Raw genomic sequence first — 23,439 nt, 5'->3', positions numbered from 1 at the left:
GGAAGCGGGGTCACGACGCTCGGAGACCGAACACCGAAACCACCGGTTCCGCTCGTCACAACGAGGCCGTGTCCCGGCGCGAACTGCCCGGGACCGGCCCGTCACTCCGGTGAGCCGCCGTTTTCCGACCGCTCCGACCCGGTGTCCTCCGTTTCCGAGCCGGACTGCTCGGACTCGTCGGGAAGCAACTGGCGCAGTGCCGCACCGGTGATGCGACGGAACGTGCGGTGCGGCCTGGACCGTTCCAGTACCGCCACCTCGAGCTGCCCGACTCCCAACTGGCGGGAGCCCTCGCCACCGGCCATCAGGGCGCGCACCGCCTCCCGCACGGCGGGTTCGAGTTCCATGCCGTCGCTGAAGGAGTCCTTCAGCGCGGACGTGACGGTCTCGGCCTGACCGCCCATCGCCACGTACTGCGGTTCGTCGACGATGGAACCGTCGTAGGTCAACCGGTACAGCTGGTCCGCCTCCGGTGTGCTGCCCACCTCGGCGACGCAGATCTCCACCTCGAAGGGCTTGACCTGTTCGGTGAAGATGGCCCCCAACGTCTGCGCGTAGGAGTTGGCCAGCGCCCGACCGGTGACGTCCCGCCGGTCGTAGGAGTACCCCTTGACGTCGGCCATCCTGATACCGGCCATACGCAGGTTCTCGAACTCGCTGTACCGCCCCACCGCGGCGAAGCCGATGCGGTCGTAGATCTCGGAAATCTTGTGCAGGGTGGTCGAGGGGTTCTCGGCCACGAACAGCACCCCGCCCGCGTACTTGAGCACCACCACGCTACGGCCCCGAGCGATACCCTTGCGGGCGAGCTCGGAGCGTTCGCGCATCAGCTGCTCTGGCGAGGTGTAGAAGGGCATCGTCACGGTTGTGCACTCCTGGCTCGAATCGTGCTGTACCGACTTGGCACATGGCGCTTGCTTCGCACGCGGCGACGGCCCCGGGACGGCCGGACACACCGTGCCCCCGCTCGTGGCGATCCGACCCCGCGTGGGCTCCCGGCCTCAGCCTCCGGGATTCTGCTGCCTGCCCGCGACGACCTCCTCGGCGACTGCGGCGGTTCGTTCCTCGGACATGCGGACGGCCCCCTCCGCACCGGTGATCGTGACCACCGTGGGATAGATCTTCCTGGCCACGTCCGGCCCACCCGTCGCGCTGTCGTCGTCGGCCGCGTCGTAGAGCGCCTCGATCGCGTTGCGCACGGCCGAGTCGACATCGGCCTCCGGATCGTGGCGTTTCTTCAACGCCGACTTGGCGAACAGCGAGCCCGACCCCACGGCGTTGTACCCCGCGCTCTCGTCGTAGCGCCCGCCGGTGATGTCGTAGGTGACGATGCGTCCCGCCCGGTCGGGATCCTCGGCAGCTGTGTCGAAACCGGCGAACAGCGGCACCACCGCGAGCCCGGCCATCGCTCCCTGCAGGTTGCTGCGCAACATGGTCGCGAGCTTGTTGGCCTTACCGTCCAGCGAGAGCGGAACACCCTCGATCTTCTCGTAGTGCTCGAGTTCGACGGCGTACAGCCGCACCATCTCGAGCGCGATACCGGCGGTACCCGCGATCCCCACGGCGGAGTAGTCGTCGGTCACGTAGAGCTTGTCCATGTCCCGCTGGGCGATGATGTTGCCCATCGTGGAACGACGGTCCCCCGCGAGCAGCACACCTCCGCGGAAGGTCAGCGCGACGATGGTCGTCCCGTGCGGCACGTCCACGGATCCATCGCTACTCTCCTTGGCCTGCGGCAGCATCTCGGGCGCCGCGGCTCGGAGGAAATCCGTGAACGAAGAGGATCCGGGAGTGAAGTACTCGGGGGGCAGCGCCTGACCCGGATGGCTCCGAGTCGAGCTGGATTCCATGGGCGACATCGTCTCCTGCTCGAAGTAACTGGGCGTCACGTGATCGGTTGTGCACACTCTAGGTCGTGCACGGTCGCGCTGGTCGGACCGGTGCCGCCCGCGCCGACCGTGAAACGGGAGCCTCCACGGGACGGTTCGGACGTCTCGTCCCGGCCTCCGCCAGGAGCGGGCGGTTGAACCGCCCCGTGGGCTCCGTTACTGGCCCTTCCGGGTTACTGGCCACCCTTCTGGACGTAGGCTCGGACGAAGTCCTCGGCGTTCTCCTCCAGGACGTCGTCGATCTCGTCCAGAATAGTGTCCACGTCCTCGCCGAGCTTCTCCCGACGATCCTGACCAGCGGATTCGGCACCGTTCTGCTCGTCGTCGCCTTCGTCTCCGCCGCCGTGCCGCTCAACCTTTTCCTGGGACATCTCGCCTCCCGGTGGTCTCATCGAGGATGCCTGCCCGTAACCGGCACCGCGGCTTCCGCCGGGCGGGCCCGACACCCTCTCGGGCCGGACGGGCAACAAAACATCCTGGTGTGAACACTACCTAGTCAATCGGCCACACGCCCAGATCCAAAAGTGGTTGTTTTGGATCTGGCGCGCCGCGAAGGTCCCGCGGCCGGGTGGATCACGGGCGGGTGGATCACGGGCGGGTACCCTTCTGCATCACCCACCGGTGAGGGAATCCACCAGTTCCTCGGCGCTGGTGGCCGCCTCGAGCAGCTCGCCCACGTGTGCCTTCGTCCCCCGCAACGGCTCCAGGGTCGGGATACGCACCAGCGACTCGCGCCCCAGGTCGAAGATCACCGAGTCCCAGGAGGCGGCGGCGACCTCGTTCGGGTAACGCTCCAGGCAGCGACCGCGGAAGTAGGCCCTGGTGTCCTCCGGCGGTGTCGTAACGGCCTCGCGGACCTCCTCCTCGGCGAGGATGCGGCGCATCGAACCACGGCTGACCAGCCGGTTGTACAGTCCCTTGTCCATGCGCACGTCGGCGTACTGCAGGTCGATCATGTGCAACCGGGGCGACCCCCAGGCGAGGTTGTCCCGGCTGCGGTAGTTCTCCATCAGCTTCAACTTGGCGGGCCAGTCGAGTCGGTCGGCGCACTCCATCGGATCGCGCGCGAGCAGGTCGAGCACCTCTCCCCAGGTTCGCACCACCTCGCCCGAGGTGTGGCTGCCGTGCGCCTCGACGTACTCCACGGCCCGCTCGTGGTAGGCCCGCTGCAGGTCGAGACCGGTGAAATGCCGTCCGTCGGCGAGTTCGACCTTCTGGTTGAGGCTCGGGTCGTGGCTGATCTGGTGCACCGCCTTGACCGGATCGGCCAACCGGAGATCGTCGAAACGGCGTCCGGACTCGATCATGTCCAGGACCAGGGCGGTCGCGCCGAGCTTGAGGTAGGTGGCCGTCTCGGCGAGGTTGGCGTCGCCGAGGATCACGTGCAGCCTGCGGTACTTGTCGGCATCGGCATGGGGTTCGTCCCTGGTGTTTATGATGCCGCGTTTGAGGGTGGTCTCCAACCCCACCTCGACCTCGACGTAATCGGCGCGCTGCGAGAGCTGGAAGCCGGGTTTCTCGCCAACCTGGCCGATACCCACCCGACCGGAACCGCAGATGATCTGCCTGGAGACGAAGAAGGGCGTGAGTCCGGCGATGACGGCCGTGAACGGGGTGTCGCGGGCACACAGGTAGTTCTCGTGGGTGCCGTAGCTGGCGCCCTTGCCGTCGATGTTGTTCTTGTACAGCTGAATGGGAGTGGTCCCCGGCACGCTGGCGGCGCGCAGCGCGGCCTCCTCCATCACCCGTTCCCCGGCCTTGTCCCAGAGCACGGCGTCACGCGGATTGGTCACCTCGGGAGCGGAGTACTCCGGATGGGCGTGATCGACGTAGAGCCGCGCCCCGTTGGTGAGAATGACGTTGGCCGCACCGAGATCGTCACCCTCCGAGCCGTTCGACGGTGACGTCGAGGCACTCATGTCGAAGCCGCGGGCGTCGCGCAGCGGCGATTCCACCTCGTAGTCCCACCGGGCGCGCCGCGCTCGGGGGATGTCGGCCGCCGCCGCGTAGGCCAGCACGATGTGGGTGGAGGTCAGCACCGGGTTCGCGGTCGCGTCTCCCGGCACGGTGATCCCGTACTCCACCTCGGTTCCCATGATCCGACGCATGGTGTTCAGCCTACGGGTTCAACGCGGTCTACGACTCCCTGTGACGGTCACATTCCGGTGCCGTGTGCGGGCAACGACGGCGCACCCGCGCCCACTCCGCCCGTACCGGTTCGCTCACTGCCGCTACCGGATCGATGCGGCACCGCGAGAGAGTGTCCACCCGGCGCCGACAGCGGAACTGAGATCATCGGGTGGTGTGACCGTGGGAGAAGAACGAGTCGCCGTCTACGACCGGGACGGGTCGGTGGTCGGTTCGGCCCCGCGAGCGCGGATGCGTTCCGAGGGGCTGTGGCACGCGGCCACCTCGGTGCTGGTGCGCTCCACTGATCTGACGAAGGTCTACGTGCACCGCCGCACCGCGGACAAGGACGTCTACCCGGCCATGTACGACTGCTGGGCTGGCGGCGTCGTGGCGGCCGGTGAGGCTCCGGACGAGGCAGCCCGGCGGGAGTTGGCCGAGGAGCTGGGAATCCGCGCGGAGCCACGCTTCCTGTTCCGGACCAGCCACGAACGAGGCTCGGTGCGATTTCACGCTTTCGTGTACGAGATCCACTGGGACGGGCCGGTGATCCACCAGCCGGAGGAAATAGCCGCTGGTCGGTGGATGCCGCTGGCCGAACTGCGGAACCACGCGCGGGATCCCGCCTGGCCGTTCGTGCCGGACGGCAGGCAGTTCCTCACCGAGTGGTTCGACTTCCGGGAAGACTGATCGAGGTTTTCCGGCCAGGTGGCCGTGTGGCCGGGTGGCCGTGTGGCCGGGTGGCCGGGTGGCCGGGTGGCCGTGTGGCCGGGTGGCCGGGTGGCCGGGTGGCCGGGTGGCCGTGTGGCCGGGTGGCCGGGTGGCCGGGTGGCCGTGTGGCCGGGTGGCCGGGTGGCCGGGTGGCCGTGTGGCCGGGTGGCCGTGTGGCCGGGTGGCCGGGTGGCCGTGTGGCCGTGTGGCCGGGATGCTCGCTCGGTGGAACACCCCGCCCTCTCGCTCCGGGAAACCCGACCTCGGGTAGCGATCTTCGAGAGCCCACGTCAGACGGCGGACCACCCGTTGTCCACCGGCAGGACGACCCCGCTGACGTTGCTGGCGGCGTCGGAGGCGAGGAACACGATGGCGGAAGCCTGCTCGTCGGCGTCGGCGACACGACCGATGTTCTTGCCGTAGCTGCCGAGAACGTTGGGGCCGAGCGCCTCGGGATCGGCGTCGACGGTGATGCCGGTGGCGGTGCCACCGGGAGCGATCGCGTTGGCTCGGATACCGCTGTCGCGGTACATCACGGCCAGCGACCTCGTGAGTCCGACTACGCCGTGCTTGGCGGAGGTGTAGGCGGCCCCCGCCGCGCTGCCCCGCAGGGACGCCTCCGATGCCGTGTTGACCACGACACCACTGCCCTTGGCAAGCATGTGCGGCAGCGCCGCGCGGGTGAGCAGGAAGGGAGCGCTCAGGTTGACCCGCAGCACGCGTTCCCACTCGGCCTCGGTCAGATCGGCCACCGCGGCGAAGCTGTCCATGATGCCCGCGTTGTTGACCAGCACGTCCGGACCGCCGAACCGTTCCACCGCGGTGGAGACGATCTCGTCGACCACGCTCTGATCGCCCAGATCGCCGATCACGGTGGTCGCCGTGCCGTCCTGCTCCGTGATCAGCCGTTCGGTGGTGGAGGCGCCTTCGGCATCGAGGTCCGCGATGAGTACCCGCGCTCCCTCGGAGGCGAACCGCAGCGCGGCGGCGCGCCCGATACCCGCTCCGGCGCCGGTGACCACCACGCAGCGTCCTTCCAGGCCGGTTCCACTCATCCCGAACTCCTTTCCACCCTGGTCCGGATTCCGCCGAACGATCGGCGTGGCCCGAACCGTTCCATACTTATAGGCACATAATGCCAGGTTTACATTATGCGCCGAAAAATGAACGACCTAGAATCGGGAGACCGCCGCCACTAGGAGGAACCGCAGGATGTCGAGCGAGCAGGAGACGTCCAACAGGCGCACCGGACGCCCGCCGCTGACCGAGCGCCGCAAGGCGGCGACGCGTATGGACATCGCGCGCGAGGCGGTACGACTGTTCACGAGCAAAGGGGTGGCCGAGACCTCGGCCGAGGAGCTAGCGGAAGCGGCCGGGGTGTCGATTCGGACGCTGTGGCGCTACTGCCCCGGGCCGGGCAAGGAAAGCTTCGTACGGCCCCTGCTGACCCACGGGATCGAGGACGTCGCCCGAGCGTTGGCCGACTGGGCACCCGGCGAGGCACTGCCCGACCAACTGCGTGGGCAGGCCGGGGGCGAGGAGCACGCGGACATGGCCACCATGCTGGCGCTGGTCCGACTGACCAAGGACGAACCGGAGATCAGGGCGGTGTGGCTGCAGGCCCATCGGGACGCGGAGCCCGCCTTCGCCACGGGGATCGCCCACCGCACCGGTCGCCGGGCCGACGAGCTGACCGTGAAGACGGAGGCCGCGATGGTCAACACGGCCCTGCGGGTGGCCGTGGAGCACACCGCCGACCACGCCCCCGCCCCGGAGAAGGCCGGCACCGTGCTGCGTGCGGCGTTGCGCGAGGTCCTCCCGACGATCAGCCGGGAAGCTCCCGCTGCGGCCGCGGGCCACGCTCTTCCCGGCGCGCCCGCTTGACACTGCTCGGTCACGAAGGGTCGCCCCAGGGTTCACAGCCCGCTTTCGATTCACGGGGCTTTCCGATTCACGGGCTCTCCCGGGTCACAAGCCGTTCCGGTGCTCGCCCAGCACCACTTCACAGCCACGGGCCTCGGACTCGGCGGTGAACGGCTCCCGGGCGGCGGCGACCGCACGGGCGGTCTCCTCCTCGACCAGGTCGGCGTTGATGCGTGCCGCCGCGTTGGCTCCCGCCGCGGCGGCGGGGCCGACCTGGGCCGACGGATCGGTGACATTGCCAGCCACCCACACTCCGTCGACGTCGGTGGCGCCGGTCGCGTCGGACGGGACGTACTCGCCGACCCCGGCCGGGTGCTCCACGGCACGCAGCCCGAGCTCGGCCAGGAACCCGGCACGTGCGGTCATCCGTGGTGCGATCGCGAGCACTTCGCGCCCGACCACGGTGCCGCCGACGAGCCGCACCCCGCTGATTCCGCGCTCACCGACCTCCAGCGAGTCGACCGGGCCGTCGATCACCTCGATGCCGCGTGCCGCGAGCCGTTCCACGTCCTCGTCGGTGGGCGCGGGCAGGGTGTGGGAGAAGAACTTGACATCAAAGCTCCACTGGCGGAACAGCAACGCCTGGTGCACCGACATCGGGCCGGTGGCCAGCACGCCGATGGCACGGTCCCGAACCTCCCAGCCGTGGCAGTACGGGCAGTGCACCACGTCCCTGCCCCAACGTTCCCGCAGCCCGATCACCTCGGGCAGCTCGTCGACCAAGCCAGTAGTCACCAGCACCCGGCCAGCACTGATCCGGCGACCGTCGAGCAGCGTCACGTCGAATCCGGCGCTGTCCCGAGCCACTGAGCCGACCTCGCCCGCGATCAGGTGACCACCGTGATCGCGAACCTCCTCCCGCCCGCGCTCCATGAGCTCCACCGGAGGAACCCCCTCGCGCCCGAGCAGGCCGTGCACTCCGCCTGCCGGGGCGTTGCGCGGCTCGCCCGAGTCGATCACCACCACCGAGCGCCGCGCCCGCGACAGCAGCAGCGCCCCGTTCAAACCGGCGGCCCCACCACCGATCACCACCACCTCGTAGTGCTTAGCCGATTCGTCGGTCATTACCACCACCTCCACGACCACCATGCGAATCCACGGGCAAAATCCGCAACTTTAGTTGCTGCTATGGCAAAATAGTGACATGGACGACGACCTCGACCGGACGCTCGACACGGTCGGCCCCCGGCTACGAGCGCTCCGCAGGCAGCGCGAGACCACGCTCCACGAGCTGTCGGAGACTACCGGCATATCGGTGAGCACGCTCTCCCGCCTGGAATCGGGGGAGCGCAGACCCGCCCTCGAACTGTTGCTCCCGCTGGCGAGGGCGCACGGCGTGACGCTCGACGAACTCGTGGACGCCCCGCCCACCGGGGACCCGCGCGTGCACCTGCGGCCGGTCAACCGGCACGGTATGACCATGCTGCCGCTGACCCGCCGAGCGGGCGGCATCCAGGCGTACAAGCTCGTGATCCCGACGAGTGACCGGCCCGCCGTCCCCGATCCGCAGACCCACGAGGGCTACGAATGGCTCTACGTGCTCAACGGGCGGCTACGGCTCTTGCTCGGCGAACACGATCTGGAGCTCTCCCCCGGCGAGGCCGCCGAGTTCGACGCCCGAACACCGCACTGGTTCGGCCGCGCAGTCTCGGAGCCCGTGGAACTCCTCAGCCTGTTCGGCAAGCAGGGCGAGCGCGCCCATCTACGCGCCCGGCCCCGCGAGAACTCCTCCGAACCGACCGGCCAGTAGGCTCAGTCATCTCGGCCCGCGAGCGGCGCCGGTGGCGGAACCTCCAGGGACGCCGAAGCAGCCCGGCGATTTCGCGACAAATTGACGCGCCTTCGGCGCGACAGCGCTGAAACGACCACGCACGCAGCCCGACCACCAGCGGGTTCTCCCGTGCGGCTCTCGTGAGGACGGCCCCGACGTTGTGTAGGCCGCTACCCGAGGTCGGGGCACCCGCAACGAGAGCCGTGCGAGAGGTTCCGCCAAGCAACCGCTCGAGCCACCCGATCCCGTGTAAGTTCCTAATGCCAGGGGAGGGCGGCGCGCTCACCCCAGTAGGTCGCCGGATCCCCGGCGACGGCCGCCAGCTCGTCGAGATCACGTCTGCTCAGCGAGACCGAACCGGCGGCCAGGTTGCTGCGCAACTGCCCCACGCTCGCCGCGCCGAGCAGCACCGTGTCCGCCCACGGCTGTGCCAGTACGTGTGCGAGGGCGATCGCGTCGGCACCGGCACCGTGCCTGCCCGCCACGGCGGCCAGCGGCTCCGGCGGCCGCGAGGCCAACCTGCCGTTGGCCAGGGTCTCCTTGACCAGCACCCGCCAACCACCCTCGTGGGCGTGCGACAGCGCCCTGCCGACCGAGGGCTCCAAGGAGTTCCAAGTGGCCTGCACGGCACCGAACAGCTGTTCACCGCCCACCCGCAGCTCCCAGGCCGCCTCGATCGCGGCGGCCTGGGCCGCTCCGGTCGTGGAGATTCCCAGCAGCACTCCGCTGTCCCGCAGCCGGGCGAGTTCCCGCTGCAACTCGGTGTCCTCGAACAATGGGCTGTCGGTGGTCAACGAATGCACCTGGTACAGCTTCAGGTACTCCCCCAGCGCTTCCCGGCTGGCGGGCCACTGCTGTCGGAAGCGTTCCAGCGAGTGTTCCTTGATCTCGTGGACCTCGGTCTCGACCCGCCATTCGGCGACGTAGGCGTAGCCCCACTTGCTGGACACGATCACGTCCTCGTGCCCGCGGTCGCGCAGCCATTCGGCCAGGAACTGCTCGGCACTGCCGTAGGAACGGGCCGTGTCCACCCGGCGGATCCCCGCGTCATATGCCTCGTCCAGCACCTGTCTGGTGCGGGTGCGCATGGCGTCGACGGTGCGGTCCTCCGGCAGCACGTCGACACGCCCCACGTTGATGTAGGCGGGCCTGCCCAACGCGGCCAGTCCGACACCGAAGCGGTCCACCGGACCGGTCGAGGCATCCGTCATGCGCCGTAACCTATCGGCCCGACGTCGATGACGACACCGGTGCTGCCGCTCGCGCCGTGACACAGCTACGGGGCGCCACTCGAACGAGTGACGCCCCGGTTGGTCGGCGGCCCGGTTGAGCAATGGCCAGGTGCCGAAGACCGGCTCTCCGACACGGTGATGCGGCTGACCGACGACCGCTGGTACTGCTGCGTACGGGATTCGGACGCCCGGGGAAACCGGGACGACTACAGGTACTGGCCGGTGTTGGTGGCGGTGTCGATCGCCCTGCCCGACTCCTGGTTCTTACCGCTGACCAGGGTCCGTATGTAGACGATGCGCTCGCCCTTCTTCCCCGAGATACGTGCCCAGTCGTCCGGGTTGGTGGTGTTGGGCAGATCCTCGTTCTCGGCGAACTCGTCGACGATGGCGTCCTGCAGGTTCTGCACCCGCAGTCCGGGCTGCCCCGTGTCGATGGCGGACTTGATCGCCGCCTTCTTGGCACGGTCCACGATGTTCTGAATCATGGCGCCGGAGTTGAAGTCCTTGAAGTACAGGATCTCCTTGTCGCCGTTGGCGTAGGTGACCTCCAGGAAGCGGTTCTCGTCGGTCTCGGCGTACATCCGCTCCACTGTGGTCTGGATCATCGCGTCCACACACGACGGATGATCCCCACCGAACTCCCGCAGGTCCTCCTCGTGGATCGGCAGGTCGCTGGTGAGGTACTTGGAGAAGATGTCCTTGGCCGACTCGGCGTCCGGCCGCTCAATCTTGATCTTGACGTCGAGCCTGCCGGGACGCAGGATCGCCGGATCGATCATGTCCTCCCGGTTGGAAGCACCGATGACGATGACGTTCTCCAGCCCCTCCACACCGTCGATCTCGCTGAGCAGCTGGGGAACGATGGTGGTCTCCACATCGGAGGAGACACCACTACCCCTGGTGCGGAAGATCGAGTCCATCTCGTCGAAGAACACGATCACCGGTGTGCCCTCGGACGCCTTCTCCCGGGCGCGCTGGAAGATCAGCCGGATGTGGCGTTCGGTTTCGCCCACGAACTTGTTCAGCAGTTCGGGACCCTTGATGTTGAGGAAGTACGACTTGGCCTGGCCGTCGTCGTCCCCCCGGGAGGCGGCGACCTTCTTGGCCAACGAGTTGGCCACCGCCTTGGCGATCAGGGTCTTGCCGCAACCGGGTGGTCCGTACAGCAGCACACCCTTGGGGGGTGCCAGCTTGTACTGGATGTAGAGCTCCGAATGCAGGAACGGCAGCTCGACCGCGTCCCGGATCTCCTCGATCTGGCCGCCGAGGCCACCGATGTCCTGGTAACCGACATCGGGCACCTCCTCCAGCGTGAGATCCTCGACATCGGCCTTGGGAACCGTGTCGTAGGCGTAGCCGACCTTGCTGTCCACCAGCACCGAGTCACCGGACTTCAGGCCGGACTCGACCATGGGCGGCGTCAACCACACCACGCGCTCCTCGTCGCTGTGGCCGGTCACCAGTGCCCGGCGAGGCTGATCCGTCTCGGCCGTCGGAAGCATCTCACGGAAGGTGCACACCTCGCCGGTACGTTCGAATGTTCCTTCCTCGACCACCGTCAACGCCTCGTTGAGGCGCACCGACTGGCCGAGTTGCAACTCCTCCACATTCACGTTGGGTGACACGGCCACACGCATCTTCCTGCCGGAAGTGAACACGTCGACCGTGCCGTCCTCGTAACGGCTGAGGAAAACGCCGTACCCACTCGGTGGCTGAGCGAGTCGGTCAACTTCCTCGCGCAGCGCGGTCAGCTGGCTCCGCGCTTCCTTGAGGGTCTCGGTGAGTTTGGCGTTCCGTTCGGTGAGTTGACTCACTCTCTCGGATGCCTCGGCAAGCCGCTGCTCCAACAACCGCACCTGTTGCGGGGACTCGTTGAGCCTGTCTCGAAGCGAGGCGACCTCGTCCTCCAGCTCGCGGATCTGCTTGCTCGTTTCCGCACTGCCGCGGGCTCCCTGGCCAACGCCCTCTTCAGGCCGGTTGTCGGGACGGTCGTGCTGCATATCGGCACCCTCCTCCCGTGTTCGTACCACCACGGTACCGGCGATCAACGACAACGCGAGGTCGTCGAATCCCGCTAGACGACCCAGCGTGCCACACGAATCGGCGGCATCACATGAACTGAGCCACTCCGGCATTGTTCCGATTCGTTACGCGGTTCGCCGGATGACCACGGTGCGTTTCGTCCCGTTGGTCCGTTCGGGAGAGAGTTTCCCGGTCGACTCCGATCGCGTGGCCTGTTTGCACACCTGCTGTCGCGATCGCCGCACCGCAGGGAGCGCGCACGGGCATCCGTGTGGTAACCGATTCGTGACCCCGACACGATCGTGCGGCCCATCGCGGGACTCCCACTGCTCGGGAAGAACGTGTCACGTACAGCTACCGACCACTACCCGATTCCGATACGGGCTGCTCTGATCTACTTGAGTACCGCTGCTGCTCGAGTACCGCCGCAGGAGCCTGTTTCGGAACCGCACGGAAGGGCACGTGCCTCGGGAGGCCCCGATGACCCACCCGCCACGAAGATCCGGACCCGGCGGACGGGCCCGGCCCCCGGAGAACGGAACCGGAGATCACCGGGCCGATCCGTCCACCTCGTGGCAACGAGCCGCCCCGAGCCAACAGCCCGTCGGGCAACCGCTGCCCCCGGGCCATCGGGGCCCACCACCCTCGGAACGACACGTGCCCGGCACTCCGCCCCCACCACCGGACTGGGGTGACCCCGCCTTCAACCGCGGGCTGCCCGAGAACGCCCCCCGGGAACCGTTCGAACCCGCTCCGCCCGCCGCACGCCGCTCACGACGACGGTGGGTGCTTCCGGCGCTGCTCGGTGCACTGCTCGCCGGGGTCGCGACGGGCGGCTATTTCCTGTTCCTCGCCGGCCCGGACGACCCCCGCCCCGCCGCCACGAACCTGTTGGACAGAATCAACGACGGCCGATTCGACTCGCTCGAACAGGAACTGTGTTCGGCGAACCGCGCGAAGCTGCTTCAGCAGCTCGAACAGCTCAGCGCGGGCGAGTTCGACCTGAATCTGGGGGAGATCAGTGCACGAGGCGACAGCGCCACCGTCCGGGTCACCGGAACCTACTCGGCGGGCAGTGCGTCCTATCGAGTCGATCAATCGCTCGGCCTGCGATGGGAGGACGGCCGATGGCGACTCTGCGACCTGGCCCGCTGACGTGGCACGAGGAGTGCGTCGGCAGTGGCGAGATGTCGCCGACGAAAGCGGGGCCGGTTTCCGGCGATGCGTTCCCGTCGGCGACGACTACGGGCCCACGACCTGTCCGTGGCCCGGAACGGTTTTCCCGGCGCAACGAACGGAAACGGTTCGGCGTTCACGGAGAGGTGAACGGTGACCGTGCTGCTCGACGACGAGTAACGCTATTTCGAAAGGCGAGGAGAAAATGACCCACCCACCGCAGCACCCCGACCCGAACGACCCCTGGCAGCAGAACCAGGGGCAACTGGGGGGCTACTACCCCGAGTCCGGACAGCAACCGGCCTGGGGACAGCAACCGGGCGGGCAGTACCCCCAGAGCGGTGGGCAGTACCCGCACGGCGGCGGGCAGCAGGCCTGGGGCCAGCAGTACGGCCAGGATCCCTACGGTCAACAATCGGGCGGGCAGTACCCGCAGAGCGGCGGGCAGTATCCCCAGCCCGGCGGGCAGCCCGTGTGGGGGCAACAGCCCGGCGGGCAGTATCCGCAGAGCGGCCCGCAGCAGGCCTGGGGGCAACAACAAGCCTGGGGCCAGCCGCAGCAGGGCTTCCCCGGCGATCCCAACGTCTACCCGCCCTACGCGCACCCGGGAGGTCCCCATCCGCCGCGGCAACGGAAGTCCAAGCTCCCTTGGATTCTCGGCGGCGGAATCGGCGGTGTTCTCGTGCTGGGAGGCGTCATCACGCTGCTGTGGGTGACCCTGATGGGCGGCAGCGCTCCCGAGGACGTGGTAGCTCGATACGAGAAGGCATCCCAGCAGCTGATCTCCAACCCGCTGAATCCGCCACCGTTGTCGGAGTACGACGAGCTGCTCTGCGAAGGGCAGCGGCAGGCCATGAAGGAAACACTTCGCGGCCAAACGGAGCGGGGCTCACAGCTCAGCGAGCAGGAGCTGTCCAAACTGCGCCGGACGACAGTGACGACGCGGAATGTCGAGCACGACGACAAGAGCGGGACGTTCACGCTGCGGATAAGCTCGCCCGGAGAGGAACCGATCACCAATGAGCTCAATCTGGTCAAGGAGAACGGTGACTGGAAGATCTGCTACCCCTCCTGAAGCCGGAGATCACCAGGGTGTAACCGAGGTTTTCGAAAACGGGAAACGACGCATTTCCAAACAGAGAACACGTAGGAAGACCCGAGCTTCGACGTCGACCTGATGAGCGTGCACAAAGTCCCGATTCCGTCGCGGTGGAAAATTCAAGCAACCATCACGGCAGACGCCGGAATCCTCGAGGTCCCGAATATACGAGCAGTTCCGAAGACGATCTCGACGTGATCGTCGAGAATGGCCCTCGGAAGGTGTGCGAAGGTGGCCACTCGTCCACCGGCTGAAACCGCGAGTCCGCTCCGACTTCCCCACCGAAGAGCCCGGCCCGGGAAGTCGGAGCTGGCCGTCCCTGTGACCAGGCGAGGGTCACGCGGCCACCGGTCAGCCCTTACTCGGCCTGCGGTGCACCCGCAGCGGCGTCACGCCGTCCGCCAGCCTGCGCGTCACCAGCAGAAACGCGGTGTGGGCGACCATGCGGTGCTCGGGGCGCACCGCCATGCCCACCGCGTGCCACGGTCGCAGCAGCGTCTCCCAGGACTGCGGTTCGGTCCAGCCCTGCTGCTCGCGCAGCGCCTCGGTGACCGTGGAAAGCTGGGTCGTGGTCGCCACGTAGATCACGAGCACCCCACCGGGCACTAGAGCGCGGTGCACCGTTTCCAGGGCCTCCCACGGCGAGACCATGTCGAGCACCACTCGGTCCACCTCACCACCGTCGTACTCGGTGACGTCGCCGACCCGCAGTGTCCAGTTGTCCGGCCGCTCGCCGAAGAACCGCTCCACGTTGCGCTCCGCGTGGTCGGCGTGGTCCTGGCGCACCTCCCAGGAGTCCACCGAGCCGCCGTCACCAACCGCGCGCAGCAGCGAGCACGTCAGCGCTCCCGACCCCGCACCGGCCTCCAGCACCCGCGCGCCGGGCCGAATGTCGCCCCACATCAGGATCTGCGCGGCGTCCTTGGGGTAGATCACCTGCGCCCCGCGCGGCATGGACAGCACGTAGTCGGACAACAACGGGCGGACCGCCAGATACGAGGTGCCGCCGTTGGAGCTGACGACTGATCCCTCGTCGCGACCGATGATCTCGTCGTGCGGCAGCACACCGTGCTGGGTGTGGTACTCGCCGCCGGACTGCAGCACGATCGTCTTACGGCGACCCTTGGGATCGGTCAACTGGACGCGGTCTCCCGCCTCGAACGGACCGCTGACACTGCTCACCTGTGCGAACCTCCCGCGAATGCGTCCACTGGACCGATGCGGACACGGCGGCTCATCCTGCCAGACGCGCCGTGCACCCCTACAGCTGAGCCCCCGCCGCCGTCTCCCCGCTCTCGTGTCCCCGCTCTCGTGTCCCCGCCATCGTGTCCCCGCCATCGTGTCCCCGCCGTCGTGTCCCTGAGGGCGGCACGGCGACGAGCAGCACCGCGCCGTGGATCAGGACTCCGGCCCGTACCGCCGTGCCGCGTCCCGTACGGCGGTACGACGCAACACACCGCAGGGTCTGCCCTCGGAGTCGACCACCAGGAACTGCTCCGCCGAGACGGTGCGCAGTCGGTGCAGCACCTGTTCGGGAGGCTCGTCGCGCAGCAGCACGGTCTCGGGCAGCACCTGTTCGGACGCCCGCTCGGCGGGCTCTCCGGGTGAGGTCGCGGCCAGCTCGGCGGCGCGTGACTGCTCCAGTAGCCCGACCGCCACCCCGTCGGCGCGCACCAGCACCACGCCGCGGCCCGCGGCGGCCGCCAACGCGTCCCCCACGGGGCTCTCCGCGGGCAGTTGCAGCACGGGCCGCAACAAGTCCACCAACCCCGTCCCGCTGGGCCAGCGCTCTCCCCGCCCCGCGGTGTACTCCGAGTACGCCCCGGCGAGCACGAACCAGGCCATCAGCACCCCCACCGCCAGCCGCAACCACCGCCCGGGAGCGTCGCCCATGGCACCACCGAACGCCCACCCGAGCAGGCCGAGCGCGACGAACACCGCCCCCAGCGCCCCCGCGACGGTTCCGCGGTGCCGATCGGCGGTCAACCGCCACGTGACCGCACGCAGCATCCTGCCGCCGTCCAGCGGCAGTCCGGGGAGCAGGTTGAACACCCCGACCGCGAGGTTGGCGACGCAGGTCTGCGCCACCAGCAACCACACCGCACCGTACGGCTGCAACGCGAACCAACCGATCCCGGTGAAACCGGCGAGCACCAGCGAGACCACGGGGCCCGCCGCCGCGATCAGCCCCTCCCGGAACGCGGTGGGAGGGCTGCGGGCGATCTCGGATATCCCACCGAGCAGGAACAGCCGTACCCGCCGCACCGGCAGGCCCAGGCGCAGCGCCACGAGACAGTGGCCGAGCTCGTGCAGCAACACCGAACCGGCCAGGAACACGGTGAACGCCGCCGCGACGAACGCGCTCGCCCATATCCCCGCGTTCGGCAGCAGGCCGCGCACCAGCGGGGTGTAGAGCAGCACGATGAGGACGGCACCCACCCACCAGGACGGGGACAGCAGTACCGGAACTCCGACAACCCGGCAGAGCCGCAGCCCCGCCCCGCCGGAACCCGCTCGCCTCTCCTCGGTGGTGGCCATACGAGCAGCCTAGAATGCCACGGCGACGACGAGCGGATCACGGTGGCGGGAACGCGGCGTGTCGTGGCTCTCGGCTTCCTCCCACGCCCGTCTCGATTCGAACCTCCCGGTACGGACCCTGCCCGCGACGCGAGCCCGTGGGGTTTCCCACGGGAGCACCTCGGCGAACCGGAAGCACCAATCCCTACTAGGGTTGCCGGTCATGGCAAAATCTGCCCGGACCGAAACAGGCGGCCAGCTCGCGAGTTCCGCACGTGGGGGATCCGGTGGGCGCCGTCCGGCGCTCTCACCGTCCCGTGCGAGCGACTTCAAGCAGTGCCCGCTGCTGTACCGGTTCCGCGCGGTGGACCGGCTTCCGGAAACCCCCACGAAGGCGCAGGCACGCGGCACCGTGGTGCATTCGGTGCTGGAACGGCTGTTCCAGCTGCCCGCCGCGCGGCGGGACCGTGCCACGGCCGCCGAACTCCTCACACCCGCCTGGCGGGAACTGCGTGCCGAGCAGCCCGAGTTGGCCGAGCTGTTCGCCGACGAGCACGAGCTGACCGAGTGGTTGGACTCCACCGGTGACCTTCTCGAATCGTACTTCGAGCTGGAGGACCCGCGGCGGCTCGACCCCGAGGCGTGCGAGCTGCGGGTGGAAACCGAACTGGACAGCGGTGTACTGCTGCGGGGATTCGTCGACCGAATCGATGTCGCCCCCACCGGCGAGGTTCGGCTGGTCGACTACAAGACCGGCTCCGCGCCCCGGCAGGTCGGTGAGAACAAGGCGCTGTTCCAGATGAAGTTCTACGCCCTGGTGCTGTGGCGAACCCGAGGGGAACTGCCCCGGCAGCTGCTGCTGATGTATCTGAAGGACCGCCAGTCGCTGGCCTACACGCCCGACGAGGCGGAGCTGCGCGGATTCGAACGGACGCTGCAGGCCATCTGGCAGGCCATCCTGCGCGCGGGACGCAGCGGCGACTTCCGCCCCACTCCGTCCCGGTTGTGCGACTTCTGCGACTTCAAACCACTGTGCCCCGCCCACGGGGGTACGCCTCCGCCCTATCCCGGTTGGCCGGAAGCGGAACAGCGAACCACCCCCGCCGAACACGGCGCCTGAACTCCTATAACGGTCCACGCGAGGACGACGGCCGTGCGGCGGGGACAACACGGCGGCACGGATCACCCGGCGGAATGACGAGACGGCGGAGGGAACCGCATTGGCGACGACGGAGGAAGTGTTCTACGAACAGCTCGATCAGGGTGTTTTCCGCGCCACGGAGCACACCGTCGGGCCGTGGTCGGACAAGGCCCAGCACCTGGGGCCGGTGGCGGCACTGCTGGTGCGCGGCATCGAGTGCTGTGAACCCGACGAACGCCGCTCCGTCCGCAGGGTGAGTGTGGACGTGCTCGGGCCGGTGCCGGTGGACGAGGTGACGGTACGGGCGGAGGTCGCGCGCCCGGGGCGCTCCGTGGAGCTGGTAACCGCCGAGATCGCGGCCTCGGGGCGAGTCGCGGCCACCGCACGGGCCTGGCGGATGCTGCGCTCCGACACCGCCGACGTGGCCCGCGACGACGCGCGGCGGCTCACGGATCCGGCCGAGTGCCCCGTGATGCCGTTACCGGCAGGCTGGGCGGGCGGTTACGCCAACGCACTGGAGTGGCGTACGGCGAGCACCGCGACACCGGAACCGGGCCACGCGGAGGTGTGGGCGAGGCAGCGCATGCCGCTGGTGGCGGGCGAGGAACCGAGCCCGTTGCAGCGACTGTTCGCCGTGGCCGACTGCGCCAGCGGCGTATCGAGCAGTCTCCCGTTCGAGCAGTGGGCGTTCGCCAACACCGATCTCACCGTGCACCTGGCCCGGGAACCGCACGGTGAGTGGGTGGGTCTCGACGCGCGCATGACGCTCGGTCCGGACGGCGCGGGACTGACCCGGACCACGCTGCACGATGCAGCGGGCCCCGTCGGGCAGAGCGCGCAGGCGCTGCTTCCCACCAGACTCTGAGCTTCCCACCAGACTCTGAGCTTCCCAGCGGACTCCGACGAAGCTCGCGAATACCGCGCCTCCGCATCCGGGTGGGTTTCCGCGCGGCGGGCCCGGCGTCGTGCGTGGCGCTCGGCGTCGGGCGTGGCGCTCGGCGTCGGGCCCACCGCGGCGAGAACCGTTCGGCGGCCGGAGCGGACAAACCCGCTCAGTCCTCGTAGGGATCGTAGTTGCCGGGAATCCCGTGGCCGCGTGACGCTTCCGAAGCGTCCACCAGCGCGAACCTCGCCCCGGTGGGATCACGCAACACGGCCATTCTGCCCAGGGACGAGTCGTACGGGTTGGCCCGCACCCTGCCGTGCGCGGCGATGGCCCGCCGGACCGTCTCGTCGGTGCCGAGGTTCGAGTCGACACCGAGATAGATCAACCAGTGCGGCTCGGTCTCGCCGTTGATGTGATCGCGGAGCATGCTGACGCGAGCCATCACCGACTCCTCGCCCAGGTACCAGACCGAGTAGTCGAGTTGGTTCTCGGTGCCGAACTGCGTGGCGGTGTAACCGAACAGCTCCTGGAAGAACAGATCGGCCGTCTGCGCCTTGATGGTGAGCAGTTCAGCCCACATGAGGGTGGCGGGCAACCCCACGTCGAACTGCCAGGCGGCCTCCGGTTCGAGCAGTCCGAACTCGACGTCGGAGGGATCGGTGAGCACGGCCTTGGTGCCGATACCGCTGAGATGGCCGGGCGGCACGGTCACGCTGGCACCGTTGCTCTCGGCCTGCTCGCAGGCTGTTCGACAGTCCCCCGTGGCCAGGAACAATCGCCATCCGGCCACGTCCTCCCCCGCCGCCTGCAGGCTCGCGACGGGAAAACCGTCGTGCGTGGCGATCAGGTGCTCACTGCCGTCCGATGCCTGGCGCTGTTCGTACCGCCAGCCGAACAGTGCCGTGTAGAACTCGCATGCCCGCTCGAGATCCGGGGTTACCAACTCGATCCAGCAGGGCATCCCCGCGTACAGCTGCCATTTCGGCGGCGCGGAGTCCACCGGGACCACACCCATGGGTCCTCCCGCTAGTACTTGGCGTCTTCCGGACACCATTATCCGCCGCGGGGCGCGCTCTATGTGCCGTTCGAATCACGATCCGGTCACCTCGCCGGAACGCGGAACCGCCCGAGCCGGGCCCTTGTCGAATCGAACCGAGAATCCGGACAATCCCGCGAGGCACCTTCGTCCCAGCGCACCGGATGTGTGACAACGTGCTCAACCGAGCCGACAAGCAATTTTCGGCGCGGCAGCGCCGAACGGCCACCTTCGCAACTCGCACCGCCGCGGGTTCTCTCGTGGTGCTCTCGCGAGGAAGGCCCGACGTGACGTAGTACCTACTCGATGTCGGGCCTCCCCGCAGCGAGAGCCCGCGAGAGGTTCCGCCACGCACCCACCCCGGCACGACGAGCGAGGAATCTGAATCACAGATAGCGGTAGACATCTTCGGGGGAGAGCCCTCGCGCGAGCAGGATCACCTGCAGCCGGTAGAGCAGCTGGGAAGCCTCCTCGGCGAGCTGCTCGTCGGACTCGTGTTCGGCGGCCAACCAGACTTCTCCCGCCTCCTCCAGGACTTTCTTGCCCTGGGAATGGATCCCCGCGTCGAGGGCGGCGACCGTGGCGGAGCCCTCGGGCCGGCTGTGCGCACGCTGCTGAAGCTGATTGAACAGCTCGTCGAAGGTCTTCACGGTCGGTGATCCTTGCATCCCGCCGCGCCGAACCGAACACCGCCCGGCCTCGGACGCGGCGGGCTCAGCCGCGACGCAGCAACGTAGCGAGCTCAACGGTGTCGAGCCCTTCCAGGGAGTCCCGGATGGTGCACCCCAGCTCGGGCTCCAGGGGGACCTCGCAGCTCACTCCGAGCACCGCGCACCCCGCCGACACGGCAGAGCTCACACCTGTGGGGGAATCCTCGATGGCGACGCAGTGTGCCGGGTCGACGCCCAGCTTGCGACAAGCGCGCAGGTAGGGCTCCGGATCGGGCTTGTTGTAACCGTCCACCTCGTCGCCGCAGACGGTCGCGTCGAACATCTCGGCACCGATGGTTCGCAGCGCGATGTCGGTCAGCGAACGGATGGTGGAAGTCACCAGCGCGACCGGAACACCATCGGTACTGACCCGACGCAGTGCCTGTTCGGCGCCGGGACGCCAGGTGAGATCGTTGTCGAGCATCTCCGCCATCCGCTCGATCACCTGTTGCCCCGCCGCCTCGATGTCGGCCGGGCCGGTGGGCATGCCGATGTCGGTGAGCAGCAACCGCATGCTGCGGGACATGTTCGAACCGACCATGCGTGCCCGCGCGGCGTCGCTGATCTCGGCGCCGTTGGTCGCCGCGTAGTCGTCCATGGCGACCGTCCAGAGCTTCTCGGAGTCGACCAGGGTGCCGTCCATGTCGAAGAGCACGGCGGCGGGGAACTCCGGAGCGGGGGGCCGAGGGGACGCGGCGGCGCGAGGATCGGTTTCGGTCATCGAAGCGGACCTCCCGCCCGCTCCCGGGACCAGGCTCCGGGACGGCCCGGGCAGGACGACCGTCGAAGATCGTTGCACATGCGCCCAGCTTACTGCCTCGTTCACGGTGCGCAGTACGCGATGTGAGCACAGCCACGAGGGCGGCTACCGAGCGGCTACGGCCCTCGGCATCAATCATCTCCGACAGCGCACGAGGTGGGTAGTACCCTCGCCGTGTGTCCGTACCTGCCCCACCTGCCGGTTTCACCCTCGAGGACAGCATCATAATCTGTGCTTTCGAGGGGTGGAACGACGGCGGCGACGCCGCCAGTACAGCCGTGGAACACCTCCAGCTCACCTGGGACGCTACCAGCTGGACGGAGATCGATCCGGATCCCTACTACGACTTTCAGGTGTCCCGGCCCACCGTCAAACTGGTCGACGGGGTGACCCGAGAAGTCTCCTGGCCGACCACGCGGCTCTCCGTGTGCCGGCCACCCGGTTGCAGCAGAGACGTGGTGTTGATACACGGCATCGAACCGAACATGCGTTGGAACGCGTTCTGTTCCGAACTGCTGTCCCACATCGAGCAGGCGGGCGCCAGCACCGTGGTCAGCCTCGGGGCGCTGCTGGCCGACGCCCCGCACACCCGGCCGATCCCGGTGACCGGCAGCGCCTACGACGCCGAGTCCGCGAGCCGGTTCGGCCTGGAGCGTTCCCGCTACGAGGGCCCCACCGGCATCCTCGGCATCTTCCAGGACGCCTGCGTACAGGCCGGTATCCCGGCTATCTCGTTCTGGGCCGCGGTTCCGCACTACGTTTCGCAACCACCCTCGCCGAAGGCCACCCTGGCGCTACTGCACCGCGTGGAGGAGGCGCTGGATCTGGAGGTCCCGCTCAACAATCTCCCGGAGCAGGCGGAGGAGTGGGAGAACACCGTCAGCGAGATGGCCGAGGAGGACGAGGACGTCCGCAACTACGTGCGGGCGCTGGAGGAACGCGGGGACGCCGAGAACACGCTGAGTGAGACCAGCGGTGAGACGATCGCGGCGGAGTTCGAGCGTTACCTGCGCCGCAGGGGCCCCGGTGGCCCCGGGGAAGGCGGAGGACGCGGTAAGGGCCCCGCCGGGCCCGGCAAGAATCCTTGACGGGATCCGGGCCGCGTGCTCGGCCGGGTGGTGGCCCGGCCGAGCCGTCGCATCGGGCGGGGAGACCGCTCAGCCGTCGACCTCGCGCAGGTACTGCTCCGCCAGTTCCGGATCGAGGAACCAGTTGCCGAAATCGGCCGGATTGTCGAAGGCGTTGACGAAACGCCTGCGGATGGTCGCGTTGTGCTCGGCGCGGGAGAAGATGTCGAGCACGTGCGCGGGCGGCGGCTGCAACATCGCGTTGGTCCAGGTCGTGACGGGCTCGACCTGGGCCCAGTAACGTTCGAAGGTTCGCCTCATCCAGTCGCTGTCGAACGGTTCGTCGCCCCGTTCCAGGATGCTCTCGAGGTAGGAGGCGGCGCACTTGCTCGCGTTGTTGGAGCCCTGACCGGTGATGGGGTCGTTGGCCACCACGACGTCGGCCATACCGAGCACGACGCCTCCCGACGGCAGCTCGCCCACCGGGTGCCGCACCACCGGCGCGTAACCACCGGAAAGCGTGGCCTGCGAGTCGGTGAGTTCGGCGTGCTTGAAGCGCTCGTACTCCCAGGGGATGTACTGCCGCATCAGCTCCAGCATGCGCTTCCAGTGCTCGCCCGGAGCGGGCCTGTCCGACCAGCAGTCCAGCGGACCACCCGGTATGCCCTCGAAGAACGGAATCTCGCACGGCCCGCTCAGCGTAAGGCCGGGGATGACGAACAGCTCGCCGACGCCGGGGACCACGTTGAACCGCACCGCGTCCATGTCCGGGTGCTCCGGTCTGCGGTCGGCGCCGTGGACATAGCTCACCGACAGCATCCGCTGCGGGGTGTTGTAGGGCGAGCGATCGGGATTGCGTCCGAACAACTGGACGAGTTCACCCTTGCCCGCCGCGACGAGCACCAGTTCGTAGTGCCTGGTCAGCGAGTCCAGATCCGAGGTGGTCACCCCGTGGAAGATGACCTTGCCCCCGTTGTCCTCGAACAGCTCCAACCAGCCTGCCATCTTGATGCGCTGGTCGACCGACTGGCCGTAGTTGTCCAGCATGCCGACCCAGTCCAGCGCCCTGGTTCCGTCCTCGGCCGCGATGGAGACACCCAGCCCCTGGATCTGCGGTGCGCGTCCCTCCCACAGGTTGAGCTTGTAGTCCCGTTCGTGCTGTAACGCGGTGTGGAACATGGCCTGTGTCGACATGACACGGCCACCACGGATCTCCTCCGGCGTTCGCGCGGACATGACCGTGACGTCATAGCCGTGTTCCAGCAGGCACAGGCCGGTCTGCAAACCGGCCTGGCCGGCTCCGACTATGAGGATCTTGCGCATCGCACCCTTCCTTTCACCCGACGAGACCCTTCCACGACGACACCGGTCC

22 protein-coding genes are annotated in these 23,439 nt (G+C 68.3%); 8 read left to right on the top strand and 14 right to left on the bottom strand.

All coding sequences use genetic code 11. The features are described 5' to 3' along the window. Positions 1 to 101: 101 nt before the first annotated feature. The 4 genes from prcA to dop form a co-directional block, all read right to left on the bottom strand. On the bottom strand, positions 102 to 863 hold the full coding sequence (gene prcA / locus BLR41_RS09920) for a proteasome subunit alpha (protein WP_092627740.1): 762 nt from the start codon (positions 861 to 863) through the stop codon (positions 102 to 104). Positions 864 to 1,001: 138 nt separating this feature from the next. Further along, positions 1,002 to 1,850, bottom strand: a complete 849-nt coding sequence (gene prcB, locus BLR41_RS09915; protein ID WP_092627905.1) for a proteasome subunit beta — start codon at positions 1,848 to 1,850, stop codon at positions 1,002 to 1,004. Positions 1,851 to 2,062: 212 nt separating this feature from the next. Beyond that, a complete protein-coding gene (locus tag BLR41_RS09910) occupies positions 2,063 to 2,260 on the bottom strand; it encodes a ubiquitin-like protein Pup (RefSeq protein WP_092627739.1) in 198 nt (65 codons plus the stop codon). Between the two features lie 240 nt (positions 2,261 to 2,500). Further along, positions 2,501 to 3,997: a depupylase/deamidase Dop gene (dop, locus tag BLR41_RS09905; RefSeq protein WP_092627738.1), complete on the bottom strand. Its 1,497-nt coding sequence runs from the start codon at positions 3,995 to 3,997 to the stop codon at positions 2,501 to 2,503. A gap of 196 nt (positions 3,998 to 4,193) precedes the next feature. Here dop and BLR41_RS09900 point away from each other — a divergent pair, with 196 nt between their 5' ends. After that, complete coding sequence (locus BLR41_RS09900; protein ID WP_342745352.1) at positions 4,194 to 4,706, top strand: NUDIX hydrolase; 513 nt, start codon at positions 4,194 to 4,196, stop codon at positions 4,704 to 4,706. Between the two features lie 311 nt (positions 4,707 to 5,017). Here the strand turns inward: BLR41_RS09900 and BLR41_RS09890 are convergent, their stop codons facing one another. Next, positions 5,018 to 5,782 carry an SDR family NAD(P)-dependent oxidoreductase gene (locus BLR41_RS09890; protein WP_092627736.1) on the bottom strand — a complete coding sequence of 255 codons (765 nt, stop codon included), beginning with the start codon at positions 5,780 to 5,782 and terminating at the stop codon, positions 5,018 to 5,020. 157 nt (positions 5,783 to 5,939) lie between these two features. Here BLR41_RS09890 and BLR41_RS09885 point away from each other — a divergent pair, with 157 nt between their 5' ends. Then, the gene (locus BLR41_RS09885) at positions 5,940 to 6,611 is read left to right on the top strand and encodes a TetR/AcrR family transcriptional regulator (protein WP_092627735.1); all 672 of its coding nucleotides are present in this window, start codon (positions 5,940 to 5,942) and stop codon (positions 6,609 to 6,611) included. 84 nt (positions 6,612 to 6,695) lie between these two features. Here BLR41_RS09885 and BLR41_RS09880 read toward each other — a convergent pair whose 3' ends face one another. After that, a complete protein-coding gene (locus BLR41_RS09880) occupies positions 6,696 to 7,715 on the bottom strand; it encodes an NAD(P)/FAD-dependent oxidoreductase (protein ID WP_218120044.1) in 1,020 nt (339 codons plus the stop codon). 79 nt (positions 7,716 to 7,794) lie between these two features. On the opposite strand from BLR41_RS09880, the gene BLR41_RS09875 reads away from it, so the two are divergent. Further along, a complete protein-coding gene (locus BLR41_RS09875) occupies positions 7,795 to 8,400 on the top strand; it encodes a helix-turn-helix domain-containing protein (protein ID WP_092627734.1) in 606 nt (201 codons plus the stop codon). 278 nt (positions 8,401 to 8,678) lie between these two features. Here BLR41_RS09875 and BLR41_RS09870 read toward each other — a convergent pair whose 3' ends face one another. Together BLR41_RS09870 and arc are read right to left on the bottom strand one after the other, a co-directional pair. Further along, positions 8,679 to 9,632 carry an aldo/keto reductase gene (locus BLR41_RS09870; RefSeq protein WP_092627733.1) on the bottom strand — a complete coding sequence of 318 codons (954 nt, stop codon included), beginning with the start codon at positions 9,630 to 9,632 and terminating at the stop codon, positions 8,679 to 8,681. Positions 9,633 to 9,859: 227 nt separating this feature from the next. Beyond that, on the bottom strand, positions 9,860 to 11,653 hold the full coding sequence (gene arc, locus BLR41_RS09865) for a proteasome ATPase (RefSeq protein ID WP_092627902.1): 1,794 nt from the start codon (positions 11,651 to 11,653) through the stop codon (positions 9,860 to 9,862). Positions 11,654 to 12,332: 679 nt separating this feature from the next. Between arc and BLR41_RS09860 the strand changes: the two genes are divergently transcribed. Next, positions 12,333 to 12,830 (top strand): Rv0361 family membrane protein, encoded by a 498-nt coding sequence (locus tag BLR41_RS09860; RefSeq protein ID WP_092627732.1) that lies wholly within the window; start codon positions 12,333 to 12,335, stop codon positions 12,828 to 12,830. A 226-nt stretch (positions 12,831 to 13,056) separates the two neighbouring features. Continuing rightward, complete coding sequence (locus BLR41_RS22835) at positions 13,057 to 13,926, top strand: Rv0361 family membrane protein (protein ID WP_176797915.1); 870 nt, start codon at positions 13,057 to 13,059, stop codon at positions 13,924 to 13,926. Positions 13,927 to 14,301: 375 nt separating this feature from the next. Here the strand turns inward: BLR41_RS22835 and BLR41_RS09850 are convergent, their stop codons facing one another. Both BLR41_RS09850 and BLR41_RS09845 read right to left on the bottom strand, forming a co-directional pair. Continuing rightward, positions 14,302 to 15,132, bottom strand: coding sequence for a tRNA (adenine-N1)-methyltransferase (locus BLR41_RS09850; RefSeq protein ID WP_092627731.1), 831 nt, complete (start codon positions 15,130 to 15,132; stop codon positions 14,302 to 14,304). A 216-nt stretch (positions 15,133 to 15,348) separates the two neighbouring features. Then, on the bottom strand, positions 15,349 to 16,488 hold the full coding sequence (locus tag BLR41_RS09845) for a site-2 protease family protein (protein WP_092627730.1): 1,140 nt from the start codon (positions 16,486 to 16,488) through the stop codon (positions 15,349 to 15,351). 202 nt (positions 16,489 to 16,690) lie between these two features. Between BLR41_RS09845 and BLR41_RS09840 the strand changes: the two genes are divergently transcribed. After that, positions 16,691 to 17,587 carry a RecB family exonuclease gene (locus BLR41_RS09840; RefSeq protein WP_092627729.1) on the top strand — a complete coding sequence of 299 codons (897 nt, stop codon included), beginning with the start codon at positions 16,691 to 16,693 and terminating at the stop codon, positions 17,585 to 17,587. A gap of 100 nt (positions 17,588 to 17,687) precedes the next feature. Further along, positions 17,688 to 18,473 (top strand): thioesterase family protein, encoded by a 786-nt coding sequence (locus tag BLR41_RS09835; protein ID WP_092627728.1) that lies wholly within the window; start codon positions 17,688 to 17,690, stop codon positions 18,471 to 18,473. Positions 18,474 to 18,660: 187 nt separating this feature from the next. On the opposite strand, the gene BLR41_RS09830 is transcribed toward BLR41_RS09835, so the two are convergent. From BLR41_RS09830 to BLR41_RS09820, 3 genes are all read right to left on the bottom strand, one after another. Further along, positions 18,661 to 19,509, bottom strand: coding sequence for a VOC family protein (locus tag BLR41_RS09830; RefSeq protein ID WP_092627727.1), 849 nt, complete (start codon positions 19,507 to 19,509; stop codon positions 18,661 to 18,663). A 407-nt stretch (positions 19,510 to 19,916) separates the two neighbouring features. Continuing rightward, positions 19,917 to 20,180, bottom strand: coding sequence for a phosphoribosyl-ATP diphosphatase (locus BLR41_RS09825; protein ID WP_092627726.1), 264 nt, complete (start codon positions 20,178 to 20,180; stop codon positions 19,917 to 19,919). A gap of 64 nt (positions 20,181 to 20,244) precedes the next feature. Beyond that, a complete protein-coding gene (locus BLR41_RS09820; protein ID WP_245694034.1) occupies positions 20,245 to 20,961 on the bottom strand; it encodes an HAD family hydrolase in 717 nt (238 codons plus the stop codon). Between the two features lie 215 nt (positions 20,962 to 21,176). Between BLR41_RS09820 and BLR41_RS09815 the strand changes: the two genes are divergently transcribed. Next, positions 21,177 to 22,088 carry a PAC2 family protein gene (locus tag BLR41_RS09815; RefSeq protein WP_092627725.1) on the top strand — a complete coding sequence of 304 codons (912 nt, stop codon included), beginning with the start codon at positions 21,177 to 21,179 and terminating at the stop codon, positions 22,086 to 22,088. Positions 22,089 to 22,157: 69 nt separating this feature from the next. On the opposite strand, the gene BLR41_RS09810 is transcribed toward BLR41_RS09815, so the two are convergent. Further along, on the bottom strand, positions 22,158 to 23,390 hold the full coding sequence (locus BLR41_RS09810) for a styrene monooxygenase/indole monooxygenase family protein (RefSeq protein WP_092627724.1): 1,233 nt from the start codon (positions 23,388 to 23,390) through the stop codon (positions 22,158 to 22,160). Positions 23,391 to 23,439: the final 49 nt, after the last annotated feature.

The organism is Actinopolyspora mzabensis, assembly GCF_900101095.1.
In the GTDB taxonomy this organism is placed as follows: Bacteria; Actinomycetota; Actinomycetes; order Mycobacteriales; family Pseudonocardiaceae; genus Actinopolyspora; species Actinopolyspora mzabensis.
This window is presented reverse-complemented; position numbering and strand designations above follow the sequence as displayed.